Source organism: Mycobacterium sp. 852002-51971_SCH5477799-a, from assembly GCF_001667145.1.
Classification (GTDB): Bacteria; Actinomycetota; Actinomycetes; order Mycobacteriales; family Mycobacteriaceae; genus Mycobacterium.
In genome coordinates this window covers 70,579-91,359 of record NZ_LZIF01000120.1, presented here as the reverse complement: position 1 = coordinate 91,359, position 20,781 = coordinate 70,579, and the positions used below count along the sequence as shown (strand labels likewise).

General features: G+C 67.5%; 21 protein-coding genes. 7 read left to right on the top strand and 14 right to left on the bottom strand.

The window, feature by feature from the left end; genetic code table 11:
• The 8 genes from A5753_RS22175 to A5753_RS22140 all read right to left on the bottom strand — a co-directional run.
• Positions 1-1,203: DUF6779 domain-containing protein (locus A5753_RS22175; protein WP_067133548.1), on the bottom strand; the 1,203-nt coding region annotated here is incomplete at its 3' end.
• 123 nt (positions 1,204-1,326) lie between these two features.
• Positions 1,327-1,803: a DUF3180 domain-containing protein gene (locus A5753_RS22170; protein ID WP_067133545.1), complete on the bottom strand. Its 477-nt coding sequence runs from the start codon at positions 1,801-1,803 to the stop codon at positions 1,327-1,329.
• Positions 1,803-2,351, bottom strand: coding sequence for a 2-amino-4-hydroxy-6-hydroxymethyldihydropteridine diphosphokinase (gene folK / locus A5753_RS22165; RefSeq protein WP_067133542.1), 549 nt, complete (start codon positions 2,349-2,351; stop codon positions 1,803-1,805). Before folK ends, A5753_RS22170 begins: the two co-directional genes overlap by 1 nt.
• Positions 2,348-2,752, bottom strand: coding sequence for a dihydroneopterin aldolase (gene folB / locus A5753_RS22160; protein WP_067133539.1), 405 nt, complete (start codon positions 2,750-2,752; stop codon positions 2,348-2,350). The genes folK and folB overlap by 4 nt, the downstream gene beginning before the upstream one ends.
• The gene (gene folP / locus A5753_RS22155; protein WP_156656200.1) at positions 2,745-3,596 is read right to left on the bottom strand and encodes a dihydropteroate synthase; all 852 of its coding nucleotides are present in this window, start codon (positions 3,594-3,596) and stop codon (positions 2,745-2,747) included. The genes folB and folP overlap by 8 nt, the downstream gene beginning before the upstream one ends.
• Positions 3,593-4,195: a GTP cyclohydrolase I FolE gene (gene folE, locus A5753_RS22150; protein ID WP_067133532.1), complete on the bottom strand. Its 603-nt coding sequence runs from the start codon at positions 4,193-4,195 to the stop codon at positions 3,593-3,595. The genes folP and folE overlap by 4 nt, the downstream gene beginning before the upstream one ends.
• A 16-nt stretch (positions 4,196-4,211) precedes the next feature.
• Positions 4,212-6,635, bottom strand: coding sequence for an ATP-dependent zinc metalloprotease FtsH (gene ftsH / locus A5753_RS22145; protein ID WP_067133528.1), 2,424 nt, complete (start codon positions 6,633-6,635; stop codon positions 4,212-4,214).
• 230 nt (positions 6,636-6,865) lie between these two features.
• Positions 6,866-7,279 (bottom strand): VOC family protein, encoded by a 414-nt coding sequence (locus tag A5753_RS22140; protein ID WP_067133525.1) that lies wholly within the window; start codon positions 7,277-7,279, stop codon positions 6,866-6,868.
• Between the two features lie 112 nt (positions 7,280-7,391).
• Here A5753_RS22140 and A5753_RS22135 point away from each other — a divergent pair, with 112 nt between their 5' ends.
• From A5753_RS22135 to A5753_RS22120, 4 genes are read left to right on the top strand one after another with little or no spacing between them, the layout of a single operon-like run.
• Entirely contained in the window at positions 7,392-8,357 is a 966-nt protein-coding gene (locus tag A5753_RS22135; RefSeq protein ID WP_197694772.1) for an alpha/beta fold hydrolase, read from the top strand.
• On the top strand, positions 8,354-9,541 hold the full coding sequence (locus A5753_RS22130) for an LLM class flavin-dependent oxidoreductase (protein ID WP_067133518.1): 1,188 nt from the start codon (positions 8,354-8,356) through the stop codon (positions 9,539-9,541). The genes A5753_RS22135 and A5753_RS22130 overlap by 4 nt, the downstream gene beginning before the upstream one ends.
• Positions 9,541-10,554: a zinc-binding dehydrogenase gene (locus A5753_RS22125; protein WP_067133515.1), complete on the top strand. Its 1,014-nt coding sequence runs from the start codon at positions 9,541-9,543 to the stop codon at positions 10,552-10,554. Before A5753_RS22130 ends, A5753_RS22125 begins: the two co-directional genes overlap by 1 nt.
• Positions 10,555-10,587: 33 nt before the next feature.
• Positions 10,588-12,165 (top strand): HNH endonuclease signature motif containing protein, encoded by a 1,578-nt coding sequence (locus tag A5753_RS22120; RefSeq protein ID WP_067133511.1) that lies wholly within the window; start codon positions 10,588-10,590, stop codon positions 12,163-12,165.
• Between the two features lie 4 nt (positions 12,166-12,169).
• On the opposite strand, the gene A5753_RS22115 is transcribed toward A5753_RS22120, so the two are convergent.
• Both A5753_RS22115 and A5753_RS22110 read right to left on the bottom strand, forming a co-directional pair.
• Positions 12,170-13,417: a PPE family protein gene (locus A5753_RS22115; RefSeq protein ID WP_067133508.1), complete on the bottom strand. Its 1,248-nt coding sequence runs from the start codon at positions 13,415-13,417 to the stop codon at positions 12,170-12,172.
• An 11-nt stretch (positions 13,418-13,428) separates the two neighbouring features.
• Positions 13,429-13,728, bottom strand: coding sequence for a PE family protein (locus tag A5753_RS22110; protein WP_067133504.1), 300 nt, complete (start codon positions 13,726-13,728; stop codon positions 13,429-13,431).
• Between the two features lie 483 nt (positions 13,729-14,211).
• Between A5753_RS22110 and A5753_RS22105 the strand changes: the two genes are divergently transcribed.
• A complete protein-coding gene (locus tag A5753_RS22105; protein WP_067133501.1) occupies positions 14,212-15,186 on the top strand; it encodes a hypothetical protein in 975 nt (324 codons plus the stop codon).
• A gap of 162 nt (positions 15,187-15,348) precedes the next feature.
• Positions 15,349-16,086 (top strand): SIMPL domain-containing protein, encoded by a 738-nt coding sequence (locus A5753_RS22100; protein ID WP_067133497.1) that lies wholly within the window; start codon positions 15,349-15,351, stop codon positions 16,084-16,086.
• 33 nt (positions 16,087-16,119) lie between these two features.
• Here A5753_RS22100 and hpt read toward each other — a convergent pair whose 3' ends face one another.
• From hpt to dacB, 4 genes are read right to left on the bottom strand one after another with little or no spacing between them, the layout of a single operon-like run.
• The gene (gene hpt / locus A5753_RS22095; RefSeq protein ID WP_067133494.1) at positions 16,120-16,731 is read right to left on the bottom strand and encodes a hypoxanthine phosphoribosyltransferase; all 612 of its coding nucleotides are present in this window, start codon (positions 16,729-16,731) and stop codon (positions 16,120-16,122) included.
• A 50-nt stretch (positions 16,732-16,781) separates the two neighbouring features.
• The gene (gene tilS / locus A5753_RS22090; protein WP_067133490.1) at positions 16,782-17,756 is read right to left on the bottom strand and encodes a tRNA lysidine(34) synthetase TilS; all 975 of its coding nucleotides are present in this window, start codon (positions 17,754-17,756) and stop codon (positions 16,782-16,784) included.
• A complete protein-coding gene (locus tag A5753_RS22085; RefSeq protein ID WP_067133567.1) occupies positions 17,735-18,796 on the bottom strand; it encodes a zinc-dependent metalloprotease in 1,062 nt (353 codons plus the stop codon). Before A5753_RS22085 ends, tilS begins: the two co-directional genes overlap by 22 nt.
• Positions 18,793-20,178: a D-alanyl-D-alanine carboxypeptidase/D-alanyl-D-alanine-endopeptidase gene (dacB, locus tag A5753_RS22080; protein WP_156656198.1), complete on the bottom strand. Its 1,386-nt coding sequence runs from the start codon at positions 20,176-20,178 to the stop codon at positions 18,793-18,795. Before dacB ends, A5753_RS22085 begins: the two co-directional genes overlap by 4 nt.
• Before the next feature lie 106 nt (positions 20,179-20,284).
• On the opposite strand from dacB, the gene A5753_RS22075 reads away from it, so the two are divergent.
• A complete protein-coding gene (locus A5753_RS22075; protein WP_067133483.1) occupies positions 20,285-20,773 on the top strand; it encodes an inorganic diphosphatase in 489 nt (162 codons plus the stop codon).
• The last annotated feature ends 8 nt before the right edge of the window (positions 20,774-20,781 follow it).

Here is a 20,781-nt window from a genome sequence, read left to right as displayed (position 1 = left end):
GGGTGGCGGCGTGGCGGCGGCCGGCGGGGGCGGCGCGGCGGAAGGTCCGGGCGACGGTTCGTTGTTGCGCGAGAAATCGCTCACCCCGTAGTCGCGGTGCTCCGCCGAGTGGCGAGACCGTGCCCGGCGGCCGGGGTCGCCGTACGACGGTGGCGGCGGCACCGGCTCGACGAGCAGGCCATCCCAGGATTCGTCGACGCCGGAATGCCGGGCACGCCGCCCACCGGACGGTTCCGCGCGGCTATCCGCGCCGGCCCAATTGCTGCCCGGGGCGCCGGGAGGCAGCCACTGGCCTTCCGCGGCGACCCGCTGCCAGCCCTGCCCCGGCCACTGCGCCTGAGGCTGTGGTTGCGGTTCCGGCGCTGGTTCTGGTTCAGGCCGCGGTTGGGGCTCCGGTTGGAACTGCGCCGCCGGGGCGGCCCGCGGCGGTTGGGGGCGAGGCTCGAACCGCGGCTCCGCCGGTCCCGCATAGGGGGACTCCTCCGCGTAGGCGGGATCCTGGGCGTATGCGGGATCCGGGGCCGGCTCGTGCTGGTCTTGCACCCGCTGACGGCGGGGCGGCGCCTGCTGCCGCGGGGGAACCAGCGGTTCCTCGGGCACGTCGATGATGGCGTCGTCGCGGTTGTCCTGCGACACCGACGTCACGCGGTCGCTGGACACCCAATCGACCGGAGTGTCGCGGGGGTGCTCGCCATTGCGATCCCATTCGCTGTACGCGCGCTCCGGCTGCGGCTCAGCGTCCGACGTGCCGCCGAGGGCCGGGCGGTGCGCCAGGTCGGTGTCGAACAGGATTTCCAGGCTGGTCCGCAACGCGGAGAGCTCCGCGCGCAACTCGGCCAGATCGTCGGCGGCCTGAGCGCGCAGCTCGGAGGCCAGCTCGCGGCGCAGCTGTGACTCGACGGTCAGCTCGTATTCGCGCCGGGCCGAGATCTCCCGATCCAGTTGCAGGTCGTAAACAAGCTTGAGGTCGCGGACCTTGGACTGGTCGGCGTCGCTTTGGCGGCGATAGAGCACGGAAACGAAGGCGCCGGCGACTGCGGCCCACAGCGCCAGGATTACAGCGAGCTTGAGAAGTTCCACCCGATTGGTGAAAACCAATGCGGAACTGGCCCCCATCGCGAGGACCAGCAACGCCGTCAAGAGCACCCACCCCGGCCTGCGGCCGCCGCGCCGGACCCGGGCGCCGCGGGACAGAACGGTCATGGCCTGAGACTACCTGTGCGAGGTCAATCCGCGTGTCGCGCTGCTTCGGCGATTCTCGCGCGGGTGTCCGCAAGGTCGCGGAAGTCGACCGGCCGCCCGGCGCCGGCAATTCTGGTCGCCGGGCTAGCTTTCCGCCCCCTCGCCCTGCTCCGTCGGATCCGGCGGCGACTTGCAGCAGTGTTGCAGCCACAGCGCGGCAACCAGCAGCGCCAATGCGCTGACCGCCGCCACCACGGCCCCCGAGGTGTCCTCGGCAGCGGCCCGCAACCAGGATTTGCGGGGCAGGAAGTACACCAGGACGCCGACCCACCAGCCCAGCATCAACGCGCCGACCCAGGCCGATGCCTTGGCGACCATCAGGCTGCGCGCCACCGCGAGCGGGTGCAGCCAACCCGGACCGGACCCGATGTCGCCCTCGTTGATCCTGGCTCGCACGTAGCGCCCCCACAGCGCCTCGGCGATGGCCACCGCCAGCAGCGACAGGCCGGTCCACACCGTGATCGGCGGAAACCACCGATATAGGCCGTTGACCAGCAGATACCCCACCACGGCGGCGCCGACCACCGCGGCGGTCAGGTCACGCTTGCGGGTGGGCCCCATCAGCTCATCGGCCCCCGGTCGGCCTGGCCGGTCCCATTCGGCCGAAGCGTCAGTCCGGTCGGCCGCACGCCGTCCCGGTCGACCGCTTCCAGCTGAGCTAGCAGGCCGGCGACCGGCTGTGGCCCGTCGGCCAGTGTGAGCCGAGCCTCCGGGTCGACATCGAGCCACGGGATGAGCACGAACGCCCGTAGGTGGGCCAGCGGATGCGGCAACGTCAGGTTGTTGTCCCGGGAGATCACCTCGGTTGGGTCGTAGCAGGCGATCAGGTCGACGTCGAGGGTGCGTGGACCCCAGCGCTCGCCGCGCACGCGGCCCGCCGCGCGCTCGAACTCCTGTCCCCGGCGCAGCCAGCCCTGCCCGTCGCAGGACGGGTCGTCGGCGATCAGCACCGCGTTGAGAAACGGCGCCTGATCCATCCGACCCCAGGGGTCGGTCTCGTACACCGGGGACACGGCGAGCACCGCGTCGGCCAGCCCGTCGACGACCGACTGCAACCGCGCCAACCTGTCACCCAAATTGGAGCCGATGGACAACACGACTCTGGTCATAGCGCCCCGCCGCCCGCCGGGATCACCGAACCGCGGCCGCCGCGGCGCGACCGCCGCACCACCACCGCGACGTCGGCGAACTGCTGCGGAATCGGAGCCTGCGGCTTGTGCACCGCCACCTCGACGGCGTGCACGCGTTCGTCGTCCATCACCTGGTCGGCGATCTGGGCTACTACGGTTTCGATCAGATTGCGCGCGGGCCCCGCGACCACATCGGCGGCCAATTGGGCCAGCGCGGCGTAGTCGTAGGTGTCGGCCAGTTCGTCGCTGGCCGCGGCGTCGAGGAGGTCGATCCAAACCGTGATGTCGACGACGAAGTCCTGACCGTTGGCGCGCTCGTGGTCGAAAACCCCGTGTTGTCCACGAACCATCAAGCCGCGCAACTCGATTCGATCAGTCATCGCCCTCAGCCAGCTCCGTCTGCGACCGGTCGGTCCAGGCCGCTACGACCTTCAGGGCATCGACCGTGGCCCGTACATCGTGCACGCGCACCCCCCAGGCGCCATGCAGGGCGGCCAGCGCCGAAACCACCGCGGTTGCCGTCTCACGCCCATCGGGCGGTCGCGGCGAACCGTCGGCCCCGGCTAACAACGTACCGAGGAACCGTTTGCGCGATGCACCCAGGAGCACCGGAATGCCGGTGGCAACCAGTTGCGGCAGGGCATGCAGCAGCGCCCAATTGTGTTGTGCCGTCTTGGCAAATCCCAGTCCTGGATCGATCATCAGCCGCCCGGGGTCGACACCGGCAGTCACCGCGGCGTCGACGCTGGCCAGCAGCTCGTCGCGCACCTCGACGACCACGTCCCGGTAGTGCGGCGCCGCGTGCGGCCGCTCGGCCGAGACCGATCGCCAATGCATCAGCACCCAGGGCGCTTTCGCATCGGCCAGCAGCGGCGCCATCGCGGGATCGGCGCGGCCGCCGGACACGTCGTTGACGATCCGCGCTCCGGCGCACAGCGCCGCCCGCGCGACGTCGGCGTGCATGGTGTCGATGCTGACCGTGACGCCTTGTGTTGCAAGCTCTTTGACGACGGGTACCACCCGGGACGTCTCGGCGTGCGGATCGATGCGCGTTGCGCCGGGACGGGTCGATTCTCCCCCGACGTCGACGATGTCGGCCCCGTCGGCGATCAGGGCCAGGCCCTGCGCGACGGCCTTGTCGGGGTCGAGATAACGGCCGCCGTCGGAGAACGAATCGTCAGTGACGTTCAGGACTCCCATTACCTGCACAGGCGCCAGACTCACTTACGCAGGATCAGGTCGAGCGCTTCGGCTCGAGAAGCGGCGTTTGTTTTGAACAGTCCGCGTACCGCCGAGGTGGTGGTGATCGCTCCGGGTTTGCGTACCCCGCGCATCGCCATGCACAGGTGCTCGGCCTCCACCACGACCATCACGCCGCGCGGATTGAGCTTCTTCACCAGTGCGTCGGCGATCTGGCTGGTGAGCCGCTCCTGCACCTGGGGCCGTTTCGAATACAGATCGACCAGCCGCGCGATCTTCGACAGGCCGGTGACCCTGCCGTCGTTGCCCGGGATGTAGCCCACGTGAGCCACCCCGTGGAACGACACCAGGTGGTGCTCACACGTTGAGTACAGCGGGATTTCTTTGACGAGCACCAACTCGTCGTGATCCTCATCGAACATCGTGTTCAACACGCTGTCCGGGTCGGTGTAGAGCCCGGCGAACATCTCACGGTAGGCGCGGGCGACCCGGGCCGGTGTTTCCCGCAGGCCATCCCGGTCGGGGTCTTCGCCTATCGCGTGCAGCAACTCGCGGACTGCGGCCTCGGCGCGCTCCTGATCGAACAGCCGCGTCGTGTGTATCGCGGTATCCGGCAGCGCCATCGAATCCTCCGTTTGCTCAGCCGTGAGCCGGCGGGTTGGACCGGCTTACGTCCTCATCCTGCCGGTCGGGCGAACCGCCCTGCGGGGCGGGTTGGCCGGGCGGCGGATACGGCGGATAGGGCGGATAGGCGGGATGTGGCTGACCCGGGTGACCCGCGCCGCCCTGCTGTCCGGGGTAACTTTGCTGACCGCCTTGCTGTCCGGGATAGCCCTGCGGGCCGGCGTAATTGTGTGCCGGTTGCTGCCAGTGCGGCTGCTGGCCGGGTTGCGCGGGCGGATGCCAGTAATGCGGCTGTTGTTGCTGTGGCGGCCAGCCCGGCGCGCGCCAGCCGGCCGGGGCGCCGTAGTCGGGTTGCATGGGCCCCTGCGGATCCCCCTGACGATTACCGCCTTGAGCGCCATGAGAACCATTGCCGCCGTTGGCGTTTCGCTCGGCCTCGGCCTGCGCGGCCGCGGCGGCCTCGCTGGCCCGCGCGATGGCCGCCTTGAAAGCGGGCTCCTGAACCGGCGGGGGCCAGGGCTCGCCGCGTTCGATGGCCAGCTCGCCGGGCGTCTTGATCGGCGGTTTGTCCGACGGGATGCGGCCGCCGAAATCGTCGAACATGGTGAGCCGAGGCCGCTTTTCGACGCCGGAGAAGATGCCCTCCAGCTCCGCCCGGTGCAGGGTTTCCTTTTCCAGCAGCTCGCCGGCCAAAATGTCGAGAATGTCGCGATATTCGGTGAGGACCTCCCACGCCTCGGTGTGGGCGGCCTCGATCAGTTTGCGGATTTCGTCGTCGATGTCGCGGGCGACCTCGTGTGAGTAGTCAGCCTGCGTCCCCATGGTGCGACCCAGGAACGGGTCGCCGTGCTCCGAACCGTATTTGACGGCACCGAGTTTCGAGCTCATGCCGAATTCGGTGACCATCGCGCGCGCGATCTTGGTCGCCTGCTCGATATCGGACACCGCGCCCGTCGTCGGCTCCCGAAAGACCAGCTCCTCGGCGGCGCGCCCACCCATGGCAAACACCAACTGCGCGATCATCTCCGAGCGGGTCCGCAGGCCCTTGTCTTCCTCCGGCACGGCCACCGCGTGCCCGCCGGTGCGCCCGCGCGCCAAGATCGTCACCTTGTAGATCGGCTCGATATCGGGCATCGCCCAGGCGGCCAGCGTGTGCCCGCCCTCGTGATAGGCGGTGATCTTCTTTTCCTGTTCGCTGATGATCCGGCCCTTGCGGCGCGGCCCGCCGATCACCCGGTCCACCGCTTCCTCCAGGGCGGCGCTGGTGATGACGGTGCCGTTCTCGCGGGCGGTGAGCAGCGCCGCCTCGTTGATGACGTTGGCCAGGTCGGCGCCGGTCATGCCGACCGTGCGTTTGGCCAGCCCGGCGAGGTCGGCGTCCGGGCCGATCGGCTTGCCCTTGGAGTGCACCTCCAGCACCGCTTTGCGACCCGCCAGGTCCGGGTTGGAGACCGGGATCTGCCGGTCGAAGCGGCCGGGTCGCAGCAGCGCCGGGTCCAGAATGTCCGGTCGGTTGGTCGCCGCGATCAGGATGACGCCGGCCCGCGGGTCGAACCCGTCCATCTCGACCAGCAACTGGTTGAGCGTCTGTTCGCGCTCGTCGTGACCGCCACCAAGGCCCGCACCGCGCTGGCGGCCTACCGCGTCGATCTCATCGACGAAAATGATGCACGGGTTGTTCTGCTTGGCCTGGTCAAACAGGTCGCGGACCCGGGACGCACCGACGCCGACGAACATCTCGACGAAGTCGGAGCCCGAGATGGTGAAGAACGGAACCCCGGCCTCCCCGGCGACCGCGCGGGCCAGCAGCGTCTTGCCGGTTCCCGGCGGCCCGTACAGCAGCACGCCTTTGGGGATCTTGGCGCCCAGCGCCTGGTAGCGGCCGGGATTCTGCAGGAAGTCCTTGATCTCGTAGAGCTCCTCGACCGCCTCGTCGACCCCGGCGACGTCGGCGAAGGTGGTCTTGGGCATGTCCTTGGAGAGCTGCTTGGCGCGCGACTTGCCGAAACCGAAGCCCATCCGGGCGCCCCCCTGCATGCGGGAGAACATGACGAACAGGCCGACCAGCAGCAGCAGCGGCAGCACGTAGACCAGCAGCTCACCCAGGATGCTGCCCTGGTTGACGACAGTGCTGACCTTTGCGTTCTTGGCGCTCAGCGCGTTGAACAGGTCGACGGCGTAGCCGCTGGGGAATTTGGTGATGACCTTGTCGGAATTGTCGGTGTCACCGTTGCCCTTCTTCAGGGTCAATCGAAGTTGCTGTTCGCGGTCGTCGATCTGTGCGCTTTTGACGTTGTCGCCGTTGATCTGGGACATCGCCACCGAGGTGTCGACGGGCTTATAGCCGCGGGTGTCGTCGCTGAAATAGAAGAACGACCAACCGAGCAGCACCACGACAGCAATCGCCACGATGGTACGAATCACGTTTTTCCGGTTCATCAATCATCGGCCTTGCCGGCCAGGTCCTTCCCCGATGTGCACGCAGCTGGAAAAGTCCAGGCTACCGCTAGTGGCGATCGCCAGCTCCGGCAGAGCCGGGGCGCAGCGGGTCGACACCATACCGCTAGTGGCGATCGCCAGCTCCGGCAGAGCCGGGGCGCAGTCTCCCGTAAGGGGGCAGTGCGCCAGGCCGCCGCCGTCCTGCTCAGTTAACGACCGGCAGTTCCCGGCTACTCGTAATAGCGGGCCTCGACCACGTTGCCGTCCGGATCGGGGAAGTAGTACCCCTGCGGCGCCCAGCCCCGCGCGCCGAAGCTGCGGTTCAGCCGCGCGCTGGTGTCCACGCCTTCGGCCTGCAGCCGCCGGTCCAGCGCATCGTATTCGGCCTTTGACAGCGCCAGGCAGACGTGATTGACCGGATGGCCGGCGCTGCCCTCGATGCGGGTCAACTTTTCAGTCGCCGAAATGCTTTCGGCGGGCATCAAGTCGATGATGGAGTCCGCACAAACCCGCACGCTCGGAAACGGTGCATCTCCGGCTTCGAATTCGGTGAACCGGACCGGTTCCAGCCCGACGACGCGGGTGTAGAAGTCCATCGACGCCCGCGGATTTTTGGTCCAAACCACCACATGGTCCAGTCGCATCGAATCGAGTATTCCCGCCTGCCGCCCTTTTGATCACCAACCGAGCGCCATTCGGTGAGCCAAGACAGTGCGGGGCCTTCTCAGCCAGCAACCGTTGTGCTTTGGTGAGACGGTGCCCCCAACCGAACGGTTAGTAGACACCAATGGTGTGCGGCTGCGAGTGACCGAGGCGGGCGACCGAGGCGCACCCGTGGTGCTCCTGGCGCACGGTTTCCCCGAACTCGCCTACTCCTGGCGTCACCAGATACCCGTCCTGGCCGACGCGGGCTACCACGTGCTGGCACCCGATCAGCGGGGCTATGGCGGTTCGGATCGTCCGGACTCCGTCGACGCCTACGACATTCATGAGCTGACCGCCGACCTGGTCGGTCTGCTCGACGACGTCGGCGCGCAACGCGCCGTCTGGGTCGGACACGACTGGGGTGCCGCCGTGGTCTGGAACGCCCCCCTGCTGCACCCGGACCGGGTCGCGGCCGTCGCCGCGATGAGCGTGCCGGTGACGCCGCGCCCGCGGGTGGCGCCGACCACGGCGTGGCGCAAAACGTTCGGCGAGAACTTCTTCTACATCCTCTATTTCCAGGAGCCCGGCGTCGCCGACGCCGAATTGAACGCCGATCCCGCTCGGGTGATGCGACGCATGATGGGCAGCCTGGGGACAGCCGGTGACAAAGCCGCGGCGATACGGATGGTGGCCCCCGGCCCGGAAGGTTTCATCGAGCGGCTGGCCGAACCCGACGGGCTGCCTGACTGGATTAGCCGCGACGAGCTCGACCACTACGTCGCCGAGTTCACCCGCACCGGTTTCACCGGCGGCCTGAACTGGTACCGCAATTTCGACCGCAACTGGGAGACGACCGCCGAACTCGACGGCGCGAAGATCCCGGTCCCGTGTTTGTTCATCGGCGGGACGGCCGATCCCGTCCTGTCTTTCACCCGCACCGATCGTGCCGCGGATGCGATCTCGGGCCCATACCAGCAGGTGATGATCGACGGCGCCGGGCATTGGCTGCAGCAGGAGCGCCCCGAAGAGGTGAATGCGGCCTTACTGGAATTCCTCAACGGATTGGAGCTGCAATGATCGCGCCCCTGCGTTTCGGTGTCTTTATCACCCCGTTTCACCCCATCGGCCAATCCCCAACCGTGGCACTGGAATACGACATGGAACGCGTCGTAGCCCTGGATCGGCTGGGATTCGACGAGGCCTGGTTCGGCGAGCACCACTCCGGTGGCTACGAGCTGATCGCCTGCCCGGAGGTCTTCATCGCGGCAGCGGCCGAGCGGACCAAACACATCCGGCTGGGCACGGGCGTCGTGTCGCTGCCCTACCACCATCCGCTCATGGTCGCCGACCGCTGGGTGCTGCTGGACCACCTCACCCGGGGGCGCGTGATGTTCGGCACCGGCCCCGGTGCGCTGCCCTCGGACGCCTACATGATGGGCATCGACCCGATCGAGCAGCGCCGGATGATGCAGGAGTCTCTCGAGGCGATCCTGGCGCTGTTCCGCGCCGCGCCCACCGAACGCATAGACCGTCACTCCGACTGGTTCACCCTGCGTGACGCGCAGTTGCACATCCGCCCCTACACCTGGCCCTACCCCGAAATCTCCACGGCGGCAATGATTTCGCCGTCCGGGCCGCGCCTGGCCGGCGCGCTCGGGACCTCGCTGCTGTCGTTGTCGATGTCGGTACCCGGCGGCTACGCGGCGCTGGAAACAACCTGGGACGTGGTCCGCGAACAGGCCGCGAAGGTCGGCAGGGAGGAGCCGGACCGGGCCGGTTGGCGCGTCCTGAGCATCATGCACATCGCCGACAGCCGTGAGCAGGCGATCGACGACTGCACCTACGGACTGCAGGATTTCGCGAATTACTTTGGCGCCGCCGGATTTGTGCCGCTGGCCAACAGCGTGGAAGGCACGCAGACGCCACACGAATTCGTCGCCGACTATGCGGCCAAGGGAAACTGCTGCATTGGCACCCCCGAGGACGCCATCGCCCACATCGAGGATCTGCTGGACCGCTCCGGCGGCTTTGGCACCCTGTTGATGCTCGGCCACGACTGGGCTTCGCCGCAGGCGACTTACCACAGCTACGACCTGATGGCGCGCAAGGTGATTCCGCACTTCAAACGACAGCTCGAAGCGTCCCGATCGTCGCATGACTGGGCGAAGGGCAAGCGCGACCAGCTGATCGGCCGGGCCGGCGAGGCAGTCGTGAAGGCCATCACCGAGCATGTCGACGAGCAGAAAGACGCGGTGCACTGATGCGCGCGGCAGTGTTGCGGGACGGCCGCATGGTCTACCGGGACGACGTGCCCGACCCGATCCCCGAAGCCGGCCAGGTGTTGGTGGGCGTGCGAGCGTGCGGAATCTGCGGCTCCGACTTGCATTTCGCCGCCCACGGCGCTCAGGTGATGGAAATGAGCGACCGGGTGGCCGGCGGCTCGGGCGCCATGCACGTCGACCTCGACCACGACATCTTCATGGGTCACGAGTTCAGCGCCGAGATCCTCGAAGCCGGGCCAGACACCGAGACCCATCCGCCGGGCACCCTGGTCACGTCGCTGCCGGTGCTGTTGTCCGCCAAGGGCGTCGAGCCGATCGTGTACAGCAACAGCACCGTCGGCGGCTACGCCGAACGGATGCTGCTTTCGGCGCCGTTGTTGCTGCCGATCCCCAACGGCCTGGACTTCAAACACGCCTCCCTGACCGAACCGATGGCGGTGGGGCTGCATGCGGTCAACAAGTCGAATATCGCCCCCGGCGAGACCGCCCTGGTGCTCGGTTGCGGACCGATCGGAATTGCCATCGTCGCCGCCCTGCGGGCGAAGGGTGTCGAAACCATTGTGGCGTCCGACTTTTCGCCAAAACGCCGTGAGCTGGCCACCGCGATGGGAGCCCATCGGACGTTGGATGCGGCGCAGGGTTCGCCCTTCGACGCCGCCAAGCCCGCGGTGGTGTTCGAGGCGGTCGGCGTGCCCGGCATCATCGACGACGTACTCCTTCGGGCGCGGCCCGGCACCCGCCTGGTGGTCGCCGGTGTGTGCATGCAACCCGATACGGTGCATCCGTTCTTCGCGATCGCCAAGGAGATCAACGTCCAATTCGTACTCGCCTACACGCCTGAGGAGTTCGGCGACTCGCTACGCGCCCTGGCAGAGGGCGACATCGACGTCAGCCCGCTGATCACCGGTGAGGTCGGCCTCGACGCGGTTGGTACGGCTTTCGATGATCTTGCCGACCCGGAGCGGCACTGCAAGATACTCGTCACGCCGTGAGCGTTGTCGGACGGCCTGGCTATAATCGAACCCATGTTCGAATTTCCGGCCGATCCGTCTTCCCTGGTGGGGGTCATCGAGTCCACCCATCGGCAGGAGTCGACCCTGGTGGCCCGACGGCTGGCGGCGGTGGCGGCGCTGCTCCGGCATCGAGTTGCGCTCGCCGAGCAGCCCGACCGGGAGTACGCGGAGATCGACGGCTTCGAGCAGACCGCCGCGGAGGTCGCCGCCGCGATGAACCTCTCGCCGATGGGCGCCAGCTACCTGGTGTCCTATGCGGAGGCGCTCGACGTCAGGTTGCCCAAGATCGCGGCCTTGCTGACAGAGGGCCGAACGGATTGGCGCACAGTGCGGTTGGTCATCAGCCGGACCGATCTGGTCACCGACGAAACGCTGATCGCCAATCTCGACCATTCGCTGGCCGAGCGCATCGGTAACTGGCACGGGTGGTCGAGGCAACGCATCGTCAACGCCGTCGACGCCGCCGTGCGAACCGCCGATCCCGACGCCGCCCGCGAGCGCCGCCGGGCCGCCGAGGACGAACGTTGCATCGGAATCAGAGCCGCGGCCGATGGGATGGCCGAGGTGCATGGATCGGTCGCGGCCTCGGCTGCCGTCGCGTTCGATCGACGGCTGTCCCAGCTAGCCAAGCAGGTGTGCCCCGCGGATCCGCGGACCATGGATCAGCGGCGAGCCGACGCGTTGGGCGCGCTGGCCGAGGGTCGTGGATTGGGTTGCGCCTGTGGACAAGCGGAGTGCCCGGTCCGGCTGGGCGAGGGCGACGACGGTCGGGCCGGCGTGCGCGTCGTCATCAACGTGGTGGCCAGCGAGCGAACCGTCCACGATAACGGGTCCGAGCCCGGCTATCTGGAGGGTTATGGCGTCATCGATGCGGAGCAGGTGCGCCAATTAGCCGGCGCCGCAGCCGTACTCGTCGCCGACCCGGTGACCAGTCCGGTCGAAGCGCTGCGCTATCAACCGTCTGCCGCGCTCGAACGAACCGTTCGATGCCGGGATCTGACCTGCCGCTTCCCCGGCTGCAGCCGCCCGGCGGTGGTCTGCGACCTCGACCACACGGTTCCGTTCAATCACCGGGATCCGGCGGCAGGCGGCCAGACCACGGCGGAGAACCTCAAATGCCTTTGCCGACAACATCATCGACTCAAGACTTTCGGCGGCTGGCGCGACAATCAGCTTCCCGACGGCACCGTGGTGTGGACGTCGCCGAGCGGACGGACCTATCGGACCTCGCCTGCCGGCGCGGACCTGTTTCCACCGCCGCGCGGCCCGGCATGCGTGACGCCGGCCCCGAAACGGCGGTCCCGATTGCAACACCGCAGTGCACGAATCGCTCGAGCCCGTGGGCACAATCGCGAGCAACGGCCGATCAACGAGGCCCGGATGCGGCTCGAGTGGGGGCGCAAAGAGGAAATCGCGTCGCGCAAGTTCCGAAACCATATGCGCGACATGCTCTTCCTGTTCAAGGGCGCACCGAGCACCAGCCCCTATTGCACCTGGGTGAACGATCCAAGAGAGCCCGAAGAGTTGCCGCCGGATTGGCAGCCCGATGAGCTGGTTCTGCAGCCCTTGCCCGACGACCCACCCTTCTAACGCATCAGCCTCCCGCCGGGGGTTGTGCGATGACGGTGGGCTTGAAACCGTATCGGGGAGTGACGAAGTGGGCCGCGGCGCCGCGCCCCGCCCCGCCGACAGGCGTCATCGGCACCCCTCCCACCGCATTGGTGGCACGCTCAACCGCGCCCGTGGCAGTGGCGCCGTTGAGCGCCACGGCGACCGAAGGCGCCGTCGGGGCCGCGCTCGCCCAGGCCGCCGGAACCGACAATCCACCGACAGACGCCGCCTTGCCGACGGCCGCGCCCGCCGATCCAACCGCGCCCACCGAGCCCAGGCTCGCGCCCGAAACGGCGGCGGGGAGCGAGGCTTCTGCGGCCTTGGCGACGCCCTCGGTGGCCGACTTCGCGGCCGGCATCATGCCCTGAGCGATGCTTTGGATGTCTTTGAACGACGTGGTGAAGAGCCGGGTCGGAGAAATCAATCGGATGAACGCGTCGAAAGGTGTGCTGGCGTCCAGTGTTTGCGACCCGGTCAGGCCCTCCAACAGATCACCCAATGGACCCCCCACCACCAGACCATCGCCTTCGGGGTTCAGGCTGATTCCGCCCAGGGAAAACGTGGGATTGCCGGACGACGCGGGATTATTCGTCGCCCCGGCCAACGCGGCAAGCATTTGGGGCACCGCGTCCCGCGCACTCTCGCTTCCGCTCGCGCCGGCCGCCTGGGCGACCGCGGCGGCCTGACGAGCAGCGCCGGCCGGGTTGGTAGCGGGTTCGGCCGGTTCGAATGGCGGCAACATCGACGCTGCGGCCGACCCGCCGGCGTAGCCGTACATCGCGGCGGCGTCTTGCGCCCACATCTCGCCGTATTGGGCCTCGGTAGCCGCGATGGCCGCGACGTTCTGGCCGAGGAAGTTCGTCGCCAACAACTCCGCCAGCAACGCCCGGTTCGCCGCAATCACCGGCGGCGGCACCGTTTCGGCGAACGCCAGCTCATAGACACCCGCCGCCGCCACCGCTTGAGCGGCGACATGTTCGACCTGTCCACCCGTGCCGAGTAGCCACGCCACTTGCGGTGCGACCGCCGTGAGCATGGCCGAGGCGGCCGGCCCCTGCCATGGCCCGTCGGTGAGGCCCGCGATTACCACCCCGTAGGCGGCGGCCGCGGAGTGCAACTCGGTGGCCAGACCGTCCCAGGCCGCCGCGGCGGCCAGCAGCGGCCCTGAGCCGGGTCCCGCATACATCAGCGCCGAGTTGATCTCCGGTGGTAACTGCGCGAAGTCGAGCATGGTGTCCTCGCCTAACCGACTGAGGCAGTGTTGGCGACCTCGGTGGCGCCGTACGAACCGGCGCTGATGCCAAGCATCGTCGCCAACTGCTCACGAATCAGCGCGGCCTGCGCACTGATCTCCTGGAAGAGCTGACCGTGCCGCGAGAACTGCTGCGCGGTCAATATCGATACCGCGTCAGCTGCGGCGGGGGTCACCCTCGTCGTGGAAATTGCCACCGCCGAATTTCCCTCCCGCACGGACGCATTGATCCTATGCAGCTCGCGGGAAGCAGCAGTCAATATTTCCGGTTGCGCCATCAAGAACGACATGTCTTCTCAAAACCCTTTCAAATCAATAGCTCTCGGCACCGATAGGCGTGCCGAATCAGACGTCTGGACACGTTAGGCCAGGCATGTCCAGAGATGACAGCCCGCGACTCGCTAATTCATGACCAGGACGAGAACTGTTCACTTAGCTGGTCTGAAATGCTGCATCATTTGTATTTCGCATGAAATATGTTGCGAATAAATATGATTGGAGACATATATGAACTTATATGAGGCTGCTGACGTGACCGCCAAGCCTTTGCAGGCAATGCTTTGGTGCCCGGGCTGACCGGAGGTACAGAGTCGCTCATTTGTGTGGGGACGCCGCAGCCCCTCTCCGGCAAGCCTCAATCGCCGTCGCGGCCGACCCGGCAATCAACTGAGCGATGCCGGAACGCTGCACACATTTGCATAAATCCTCAGCGGTCAGCCATATCACCGGCTATCGTCGCCGATTAGATATCGGACTGGTCTGAAGTAGGCAGCATGAGCAACCAGAAACCAACGCCCATCACACTTGCCATCTACCGTGACCTACGCGTCGGCATGGTCATAGTAACGCTCATGGTATTCGTGGCCATTGTCATCGAACAATTGTCGGCCACCTGCTGGCAATTCGCCCTCAGCGCTTACTATTACACCTCCGCGCACAGCATCCTGATCGCCGCGCTGCTGGCGCTCGGCACGCTCTTCATCATGTACAAGGGCAGCAACGACACCGAGGATGCATTGTTGACTTTGGCGGGGGTCTCGGCGTTGATGATCGCAATGGTCCCGCAGGGTCGACCCACGAAACTGTGTGGGAAATATGATCTGCCGTCCCAATTCGAGCCCGCAACCCAGCCCAATGTCTGGGCGGTCGTTGTTGCACTGATCGTGGGCTGGTCGGCGATGGCCGTGCTGCACTGGCGCAACCACACTCGGCACAAGAGAAGCCCGTTGGGCACCGTCGCGCAGTGGATTTTCTGGGTGATCATGGCGCTTGGCTTCGTTGCCCTCGTCTTTTTCCCGAACTGGTTCTACGCGCAAATCCACGGCATCGCCGGTTTCCTGATGCTCTTGTCCTTCATCATCACCGTGTTTTGCGCCGCCCTCGTCGTCGGGCAGGAGGACCCGGTGAAGGCACCGCACAAAAACGGCTACAAGTGGTACTACTGGATCATCGCCGCAGTGATGGTGGTGACGTTAATCGCAGTTGTCGCAGTGCATCTCAAGCATCCCGGATGGGAGCCATGGGTCATCTGGCTGGAATCGGCGGTGATCATCGAGTTCGCGTTGTACTGGGCGGTGCAAACCTGGGAACTGTGGAATTCACCTGACCGCATTGGCCGCCTCCCCGACGACGTCCAGAGGCGACTCACGGATAAACGGACGAACGACGGCGGCATTCGTGGATTCAGGTCCGACCTGACCGGGCCACACGACGAGGGTCCGGGCGGATGGCTGCTGCCGCTTCTGTAGTGCCGACCGGCCGCGGTCATGGCAACGAAGCGCCCCAAATATGCGCTCACGCAACGACAATTGTGGGCAGCGCCCAGTGGTGAAGGGACAGCTTGTGGGGACGAAGCAGCCTCGTTTCGAAGCGTGGTAGACGCTAGGGTCCAGTCAGTGTCAGGGTGAGGCATGCCGAAACCCAGCACACAAGGTCTTCTTCGCCGATCGATCGCCGTAGCCACGGCCGGGCTCACAGTCGCAGCGATCTCGGCGTGCGACAAGCACAACGCGCCGCAGCCCGGGGCCAACCCTCGTCAGGTCACGGTCGTGGGCACCGGTCAGGTGCAAGGGGTCCCGGACACCCTGACCGCCGACGTCGGCATCGAATTCACCGCGCCCGACGTCACCACGGCGATGAACCAAACCAACGATCGTCAACAGGCGGTCATCAACGCCCTGACTGGCGCCGGCATCGACCGCAAGGACATCAGCACCACCGAGGTCACGCTGTCACCCGAATACAACAACCCAGGCCCCACCGGTACCGCCGCCATCACCGCGTACCGCGCGACCAACGCCATCGCCGTCAAAATCCACCCAGCGGACGCCGCGTCGCGCTTGCTCGCCCTCATCGTCGGCACGGGCGGCGACGCCACCCGGATCAAATCCGTCCGCTATTCCATCGCCGACGATTCGCAGCTGGTGAAGGACGCCCGGTCCCGGGCGTTCAACGACGCCAAGAGCCGAGCCGAGCAGTACGCCCAGCTGTCCGGGCTCCGGCTGGGCCGGGTGCTGTCCATTTCGGAGGTCACCGGCAACACCCCGCCGCCGACCGGGGCACCGCGGGCCATGCCGTCGATGGTTCCGCTGGAGCCCGGACAGCAGACCGTGAACTTCTCAGTGACCGCGCAGTGGGAGTTGGACTAGCGGCGATCGCAAGCGCGGCTAATCGGGCTGCGTCTACTGCTGATAGACCCGCGGGTCCAGGGTTCCGATGTAGGACAGGTCGCGGTAGCGCTCGTCGTAGTCGAGGCCATAGCCGACGACGAAGTCGTTGGGGATGTCGAAGCCCACATAAGCGATGTCGACATGGGCACCCTGCGCGTCGGGCTTGCGCAGCAAGGTGCACACCCGCAGCGACCGCGGGTGGCGCGTTTTGAGGTTGCGCAGGAGCCAGGACAGGGTGAGGCCCGAGTCGACGACGTCCTCGACGATCAGCACGTCGCGGCCCTCGATGTCGCGGTCCAGATCCTTGAGAATCCGCACCACGCCCGAAGACGACGTCGATGACCCGTAGGAGCTGACGGCCATGAACTCGAACTGCGTGGGCAGCGGGATCGCGCGGGCCAGGTCGGTGACAAAGATCACAGCTCCCTTGAGCACGGTGATCAGCAGCAGATCCTGGCCGGTCTCGATCGCGGCGTCGCGGTAGTTCTCGCCGATTTCGGTGCCGAGTTCGGCGATTCGCGCCTGAATTTGCGCCGACGTCAGCAGGACAGACTTGATATCCCCGGGGTACAGCTCCGCGGGTTGAGCGGGGGTGATCGCCGAGGAGATCTGGGCCACGCCCACAGAGTGCCACGACGACGGGCGAATAACCAATGGCAGGCCCGATATTGCGACTATTGGACAGGTTTGCCGACCGGCTCGCGCCACAGCGTCAGCACGCCGTCGCGGCGGCCCGCGAACAATCGTTCCTCGGGCAGCGATGACCCCACCGCCACCCCGCCCTGCCCATGCCAGCCGGTGACCAGGGCGTCCACCCCGCGAATCTGCTTGTCGGTCAGGTTCGTTGCGCCGCCGGTCAGCAGCCAGGTCCGGATCACCCGGCGCCGCAGGGGGGCGTCCAGGGCCGCTAGCGCCCGCACCCGCAGACCGGAGTCCGCCTTGGTCTCGGGCAGCGCCCTGGCCGCCAGCGTGTCGATCAACTCAGAATCCTCGCGCAGGGAGGTCGCGGTGCGCGCCAGCGCCTCGGCCACGCCACCGCCGAGCACGTCCTCCAGCAGCGGCAGCACCTCGGTGCGCAGCCGGGTCCGGGTGAACCGGCGGTCGGTGTTGTGTGGATCCTGCCAGGGGGTCAGCCCAAGCTCTTGGCACGCGCCGTGGGTGACGGCCCGGCGCACCCCCAGTAACGGCCGGCACCATGGCGGATCGTACGGACGCATCCCGGCGATCGAGCGCGCCCCGGACCCGCGGCCCAGACCCAGCAGTACCGTCTCGGCCTGGTCGTCCAGCGTGTGGCCCAGCAGCACCGGGCCGGTGTGGTAGGCGCTCAACGCGGCGTAGCGGGCCGCGCGCGCCGCCGCCTCGGGACCGCCGCGGTTGCCCACTTGCACCCGAACCACTTGAGCCCCAACGCATCCCAACGCTGTGGCCTGGGCGCGGGCGGTCTCGGCGACGGCGGCCGAGTCGGACTGCAAGCCGTGGTCGACGACCACCGCGGTGGTGGGTCGCAGCTGGGCCGCGACCGCGGTAAGCGCCAGCGAATCCGGACCGCCGGACAGCGCCACGCACCACTGTTCGACGGTGGCGAGGTGGGCCTTGATGAACGCCTCGACAGCCGCGCGCAGTTGGCCTACAGCACCCGGTCGATCCATCGCTGTGGCTCTTCGATCTCGGTGGGCAGCGGCAGCGTTTCGGGACCCGTCCAGATGGCGTTGAACCGCGCCATCCCGACCTTGCCGACCACGTGATCGACGAACGCCTTGCCGCGGGTGTACTGGCTGAGCTTGGCGTCGAGCCCCAGCAGCGCGCGCAATAACCGCTGCAGCGGCGGCTGCTTGCGGTGGCGGCGCTCGTCGAACCGGCGGCGGATGGTGGCCACCGACGGCACCGCCATCGGCCCGACGGCATCCATGACGTGATCCGCGTGGCCCTCCAGCAAGGTGCCCAGCACCAGCAACTGGTCCAGCGCCTGCCGCTGCGGTTCGGACTGCACCGCGCGCACCAGCCCGAGAATCCCCGAGGAGTTGGCGTCGGATTCCGACGTTGTGTCGCCGCGGTTGCGGGCGTAGTCGGCCAGCCGGCTGATCACCTGCCCGACGTCCTCGCCGGCGTCGCGGGTGATCAGGCCCAGCGCTTGCGACATATAGTCGGGCAGCCACTGGTTGGCGGTGAACTGCACACGATGGGTGACCTCGTGCAGGCACACCCACAGCCGGAAATCGGCCGGCTCGATTCGAAGCTGCCGCTCGACGGCGATGACGTTGGGATACACCAGCAGCAGACAGCCCGTTTTGGCCCCGTCGTTACTGGCGAAGGGGTCGTATTGGCCGAGGATGCCCGAGGACACATATGCCAGGACGGCGCCGGTCTGCGCGCCGGTGACGCGACCGGTGAGGAACCCACGCGGCTTCTCGGCGCCGTGCATCATCACCCGCATCGACTCGGTGGCCGCGGCGATCCAGTCCGAGCGGTCGACGATGCGGGCGGCCGGCACCGGGCCGTTGGTGACCAGGCCGGTGACGTCACGCACCAACGGTTCGGCTCTGGTGGACGCGGCGGCGAGTTCGTCGATCACCTGGCGGCGGGTGTAGTCGCTGGACGGCGGGCCCGGGCGGGCCAACCGCCGGCCGACCGCGGCCGCGAACTTCCAGTCGACGGCGGTACCGAGGGTCAGGTCCGGCGCCGGCGTCATGAGCACCCGCAGGACCACAGCCGGGTCGCCAGCGCGTCCATCACGTTGCGGCCGTTCGGGCCGGCGTCGTTGGAGATGAACGCGAACGTGAGCACCCGGCCGCTGCGGTCGGTGAGCACTCCGGCCAGCGCGTTGATGCCGGTCAACGAGCCGGTCTTGGCCCGCAGCCAGCCCGCGGGGCCCTGCGCGGTGGAGGCGTCGGTGAAGCGATCGGCCAGCGTCCCGCTGCCGGCGGCGATCGGGAGCAGATCCAGCAGCGCCCGCAGCGACGGCTGATCGGGTCCCGCCGCGGCCTGCAGCACGCCGTCGAGGGTCTTGGCCGTCAACCGATCGTCGACCGAAAGCCCACTGGAATCCAGCAGCGTCGCTCCCGCGGTGTCCACGTGAGCGGTGGTCAGCCGGTTGGTCACCGCGTCGACGGCGCCGGCAAAGCTGCGCGGCCGGTTGATCGCGGCAGCCACCTCACGAGCGATGCTCTCGGCCAGCACGTTGTCGGAGTGATCCATCATCTCGGACAGCCGCTGGACCAGCGGCGCCGACTGCACGACCGCCAGCTGCCGCGCCCCCGACGGCGCGGAGACGATCGTGACCGCGTTCGGGTCCAACCCAAGCGCCTTCGCCAGCTCCCGGCCGGCGTCCAGGGCCGGGGTTCGGGATCGCCGCGAGTTGACCGTCGAAGGCTGGATGCGTCCGGCGTCGATCATCACCGCCTCGATCGGCGCGATGTCGCCGTTGTCGACGTCAGCCAAGTCCCAGCCCTGCGCCATCGTCGGCCCGCTGAACGCCGAGGTGTCCACCTGCACCGCGGTCGGCGTCACGCCGCTGCGGCGGATCTGTTCGACGAGGTCGCTGATCCGGGCCGACCCCCGGTACCACGTGGCCACGCCGGGCGGCGCGGCCGACAGCGCCGGATCGCCGGCACCCACCAGCACGACGGGTCCCTGGGCGTTTTGGCTGCCCGCCACCACGCGGGTGCTGATGCGGGCCTGATGGTCGAGCGTGAGCAGGGCCGCGGCCGCGGTGAGCACCTTGTTGGTCGAGGCCGGCACCAACGGCAGGTCGGCCGCGACCTGCCACAACTCTTTTCCGGTGATGGCGTCGGTGATACGTCCGCCGAGCCGGCCCAGGTTGGGGTCGCTCGCCACCGGCGCCAGCATCGCGCCGACGCCGGGCCCGCTGGGTAGCTCAGCGGTGTCGCTCACCGGGGTCATGCCGGGCTTCACCGCCGGGGCGTGCGGGGGCGGTATCGGGGCATGCGCGCTGTTGGCGCCATGTCCGGCCGTGGTGAAAAACGTTGCCGCCACCACAACGGCGGCGACAAACGCCAGCACGCCCAACCCGATGAGCACTGGGGTGGATTTTTGCCAGCGAGTACGGGCCATCACTCTCCTGACTGTCTGAACCCATTCTGCCGAATCGGCGCCGATGCGCTCGACTAGGGTGTAGCAGAGCAAATTTGGTCTGCCTACCAGACAAGGAGCCGACGCGGTGGAATTCGACGTGACCATCGAGATTCAAAAGGGTCAGCGGAACAAGTACGAAGTCGACCACGAGACTGGACGGCTGCGTCTGGACCGCTACCTGTACACCGCGATGGCCTACCCGACCGACTACGGCTTCATCGAGGACACCCTCGGCGAGGACGGCGACCCGCTGGACGCGATGGTGCTGTTGCCGCAGTCGGTGTTTCCCGGCGTGATCGTCGAATCCCGCCCGGTGGGCATGTTCCGGATGACCGACGAAAAGGGTGGCGACGACAAGGTCCTGTGCGTGCCGGCCGGTGACCACCGATGGGACCACGTCCAGGACATCGGGGACGTTCCCGAGTTCGAGCTGGACGTGATCAAGCACTTCTTCGTGCACTACAAGGACCTGGAACCGGGCAAGTTCGTCAAGGCCGCGGACTGGGTCGGCCGCGACGAAGCCGAGGCGGAGATCCAGCGCTCGATCGAGCGGTTCAAGGCCGACGGGCACTGAACCACACC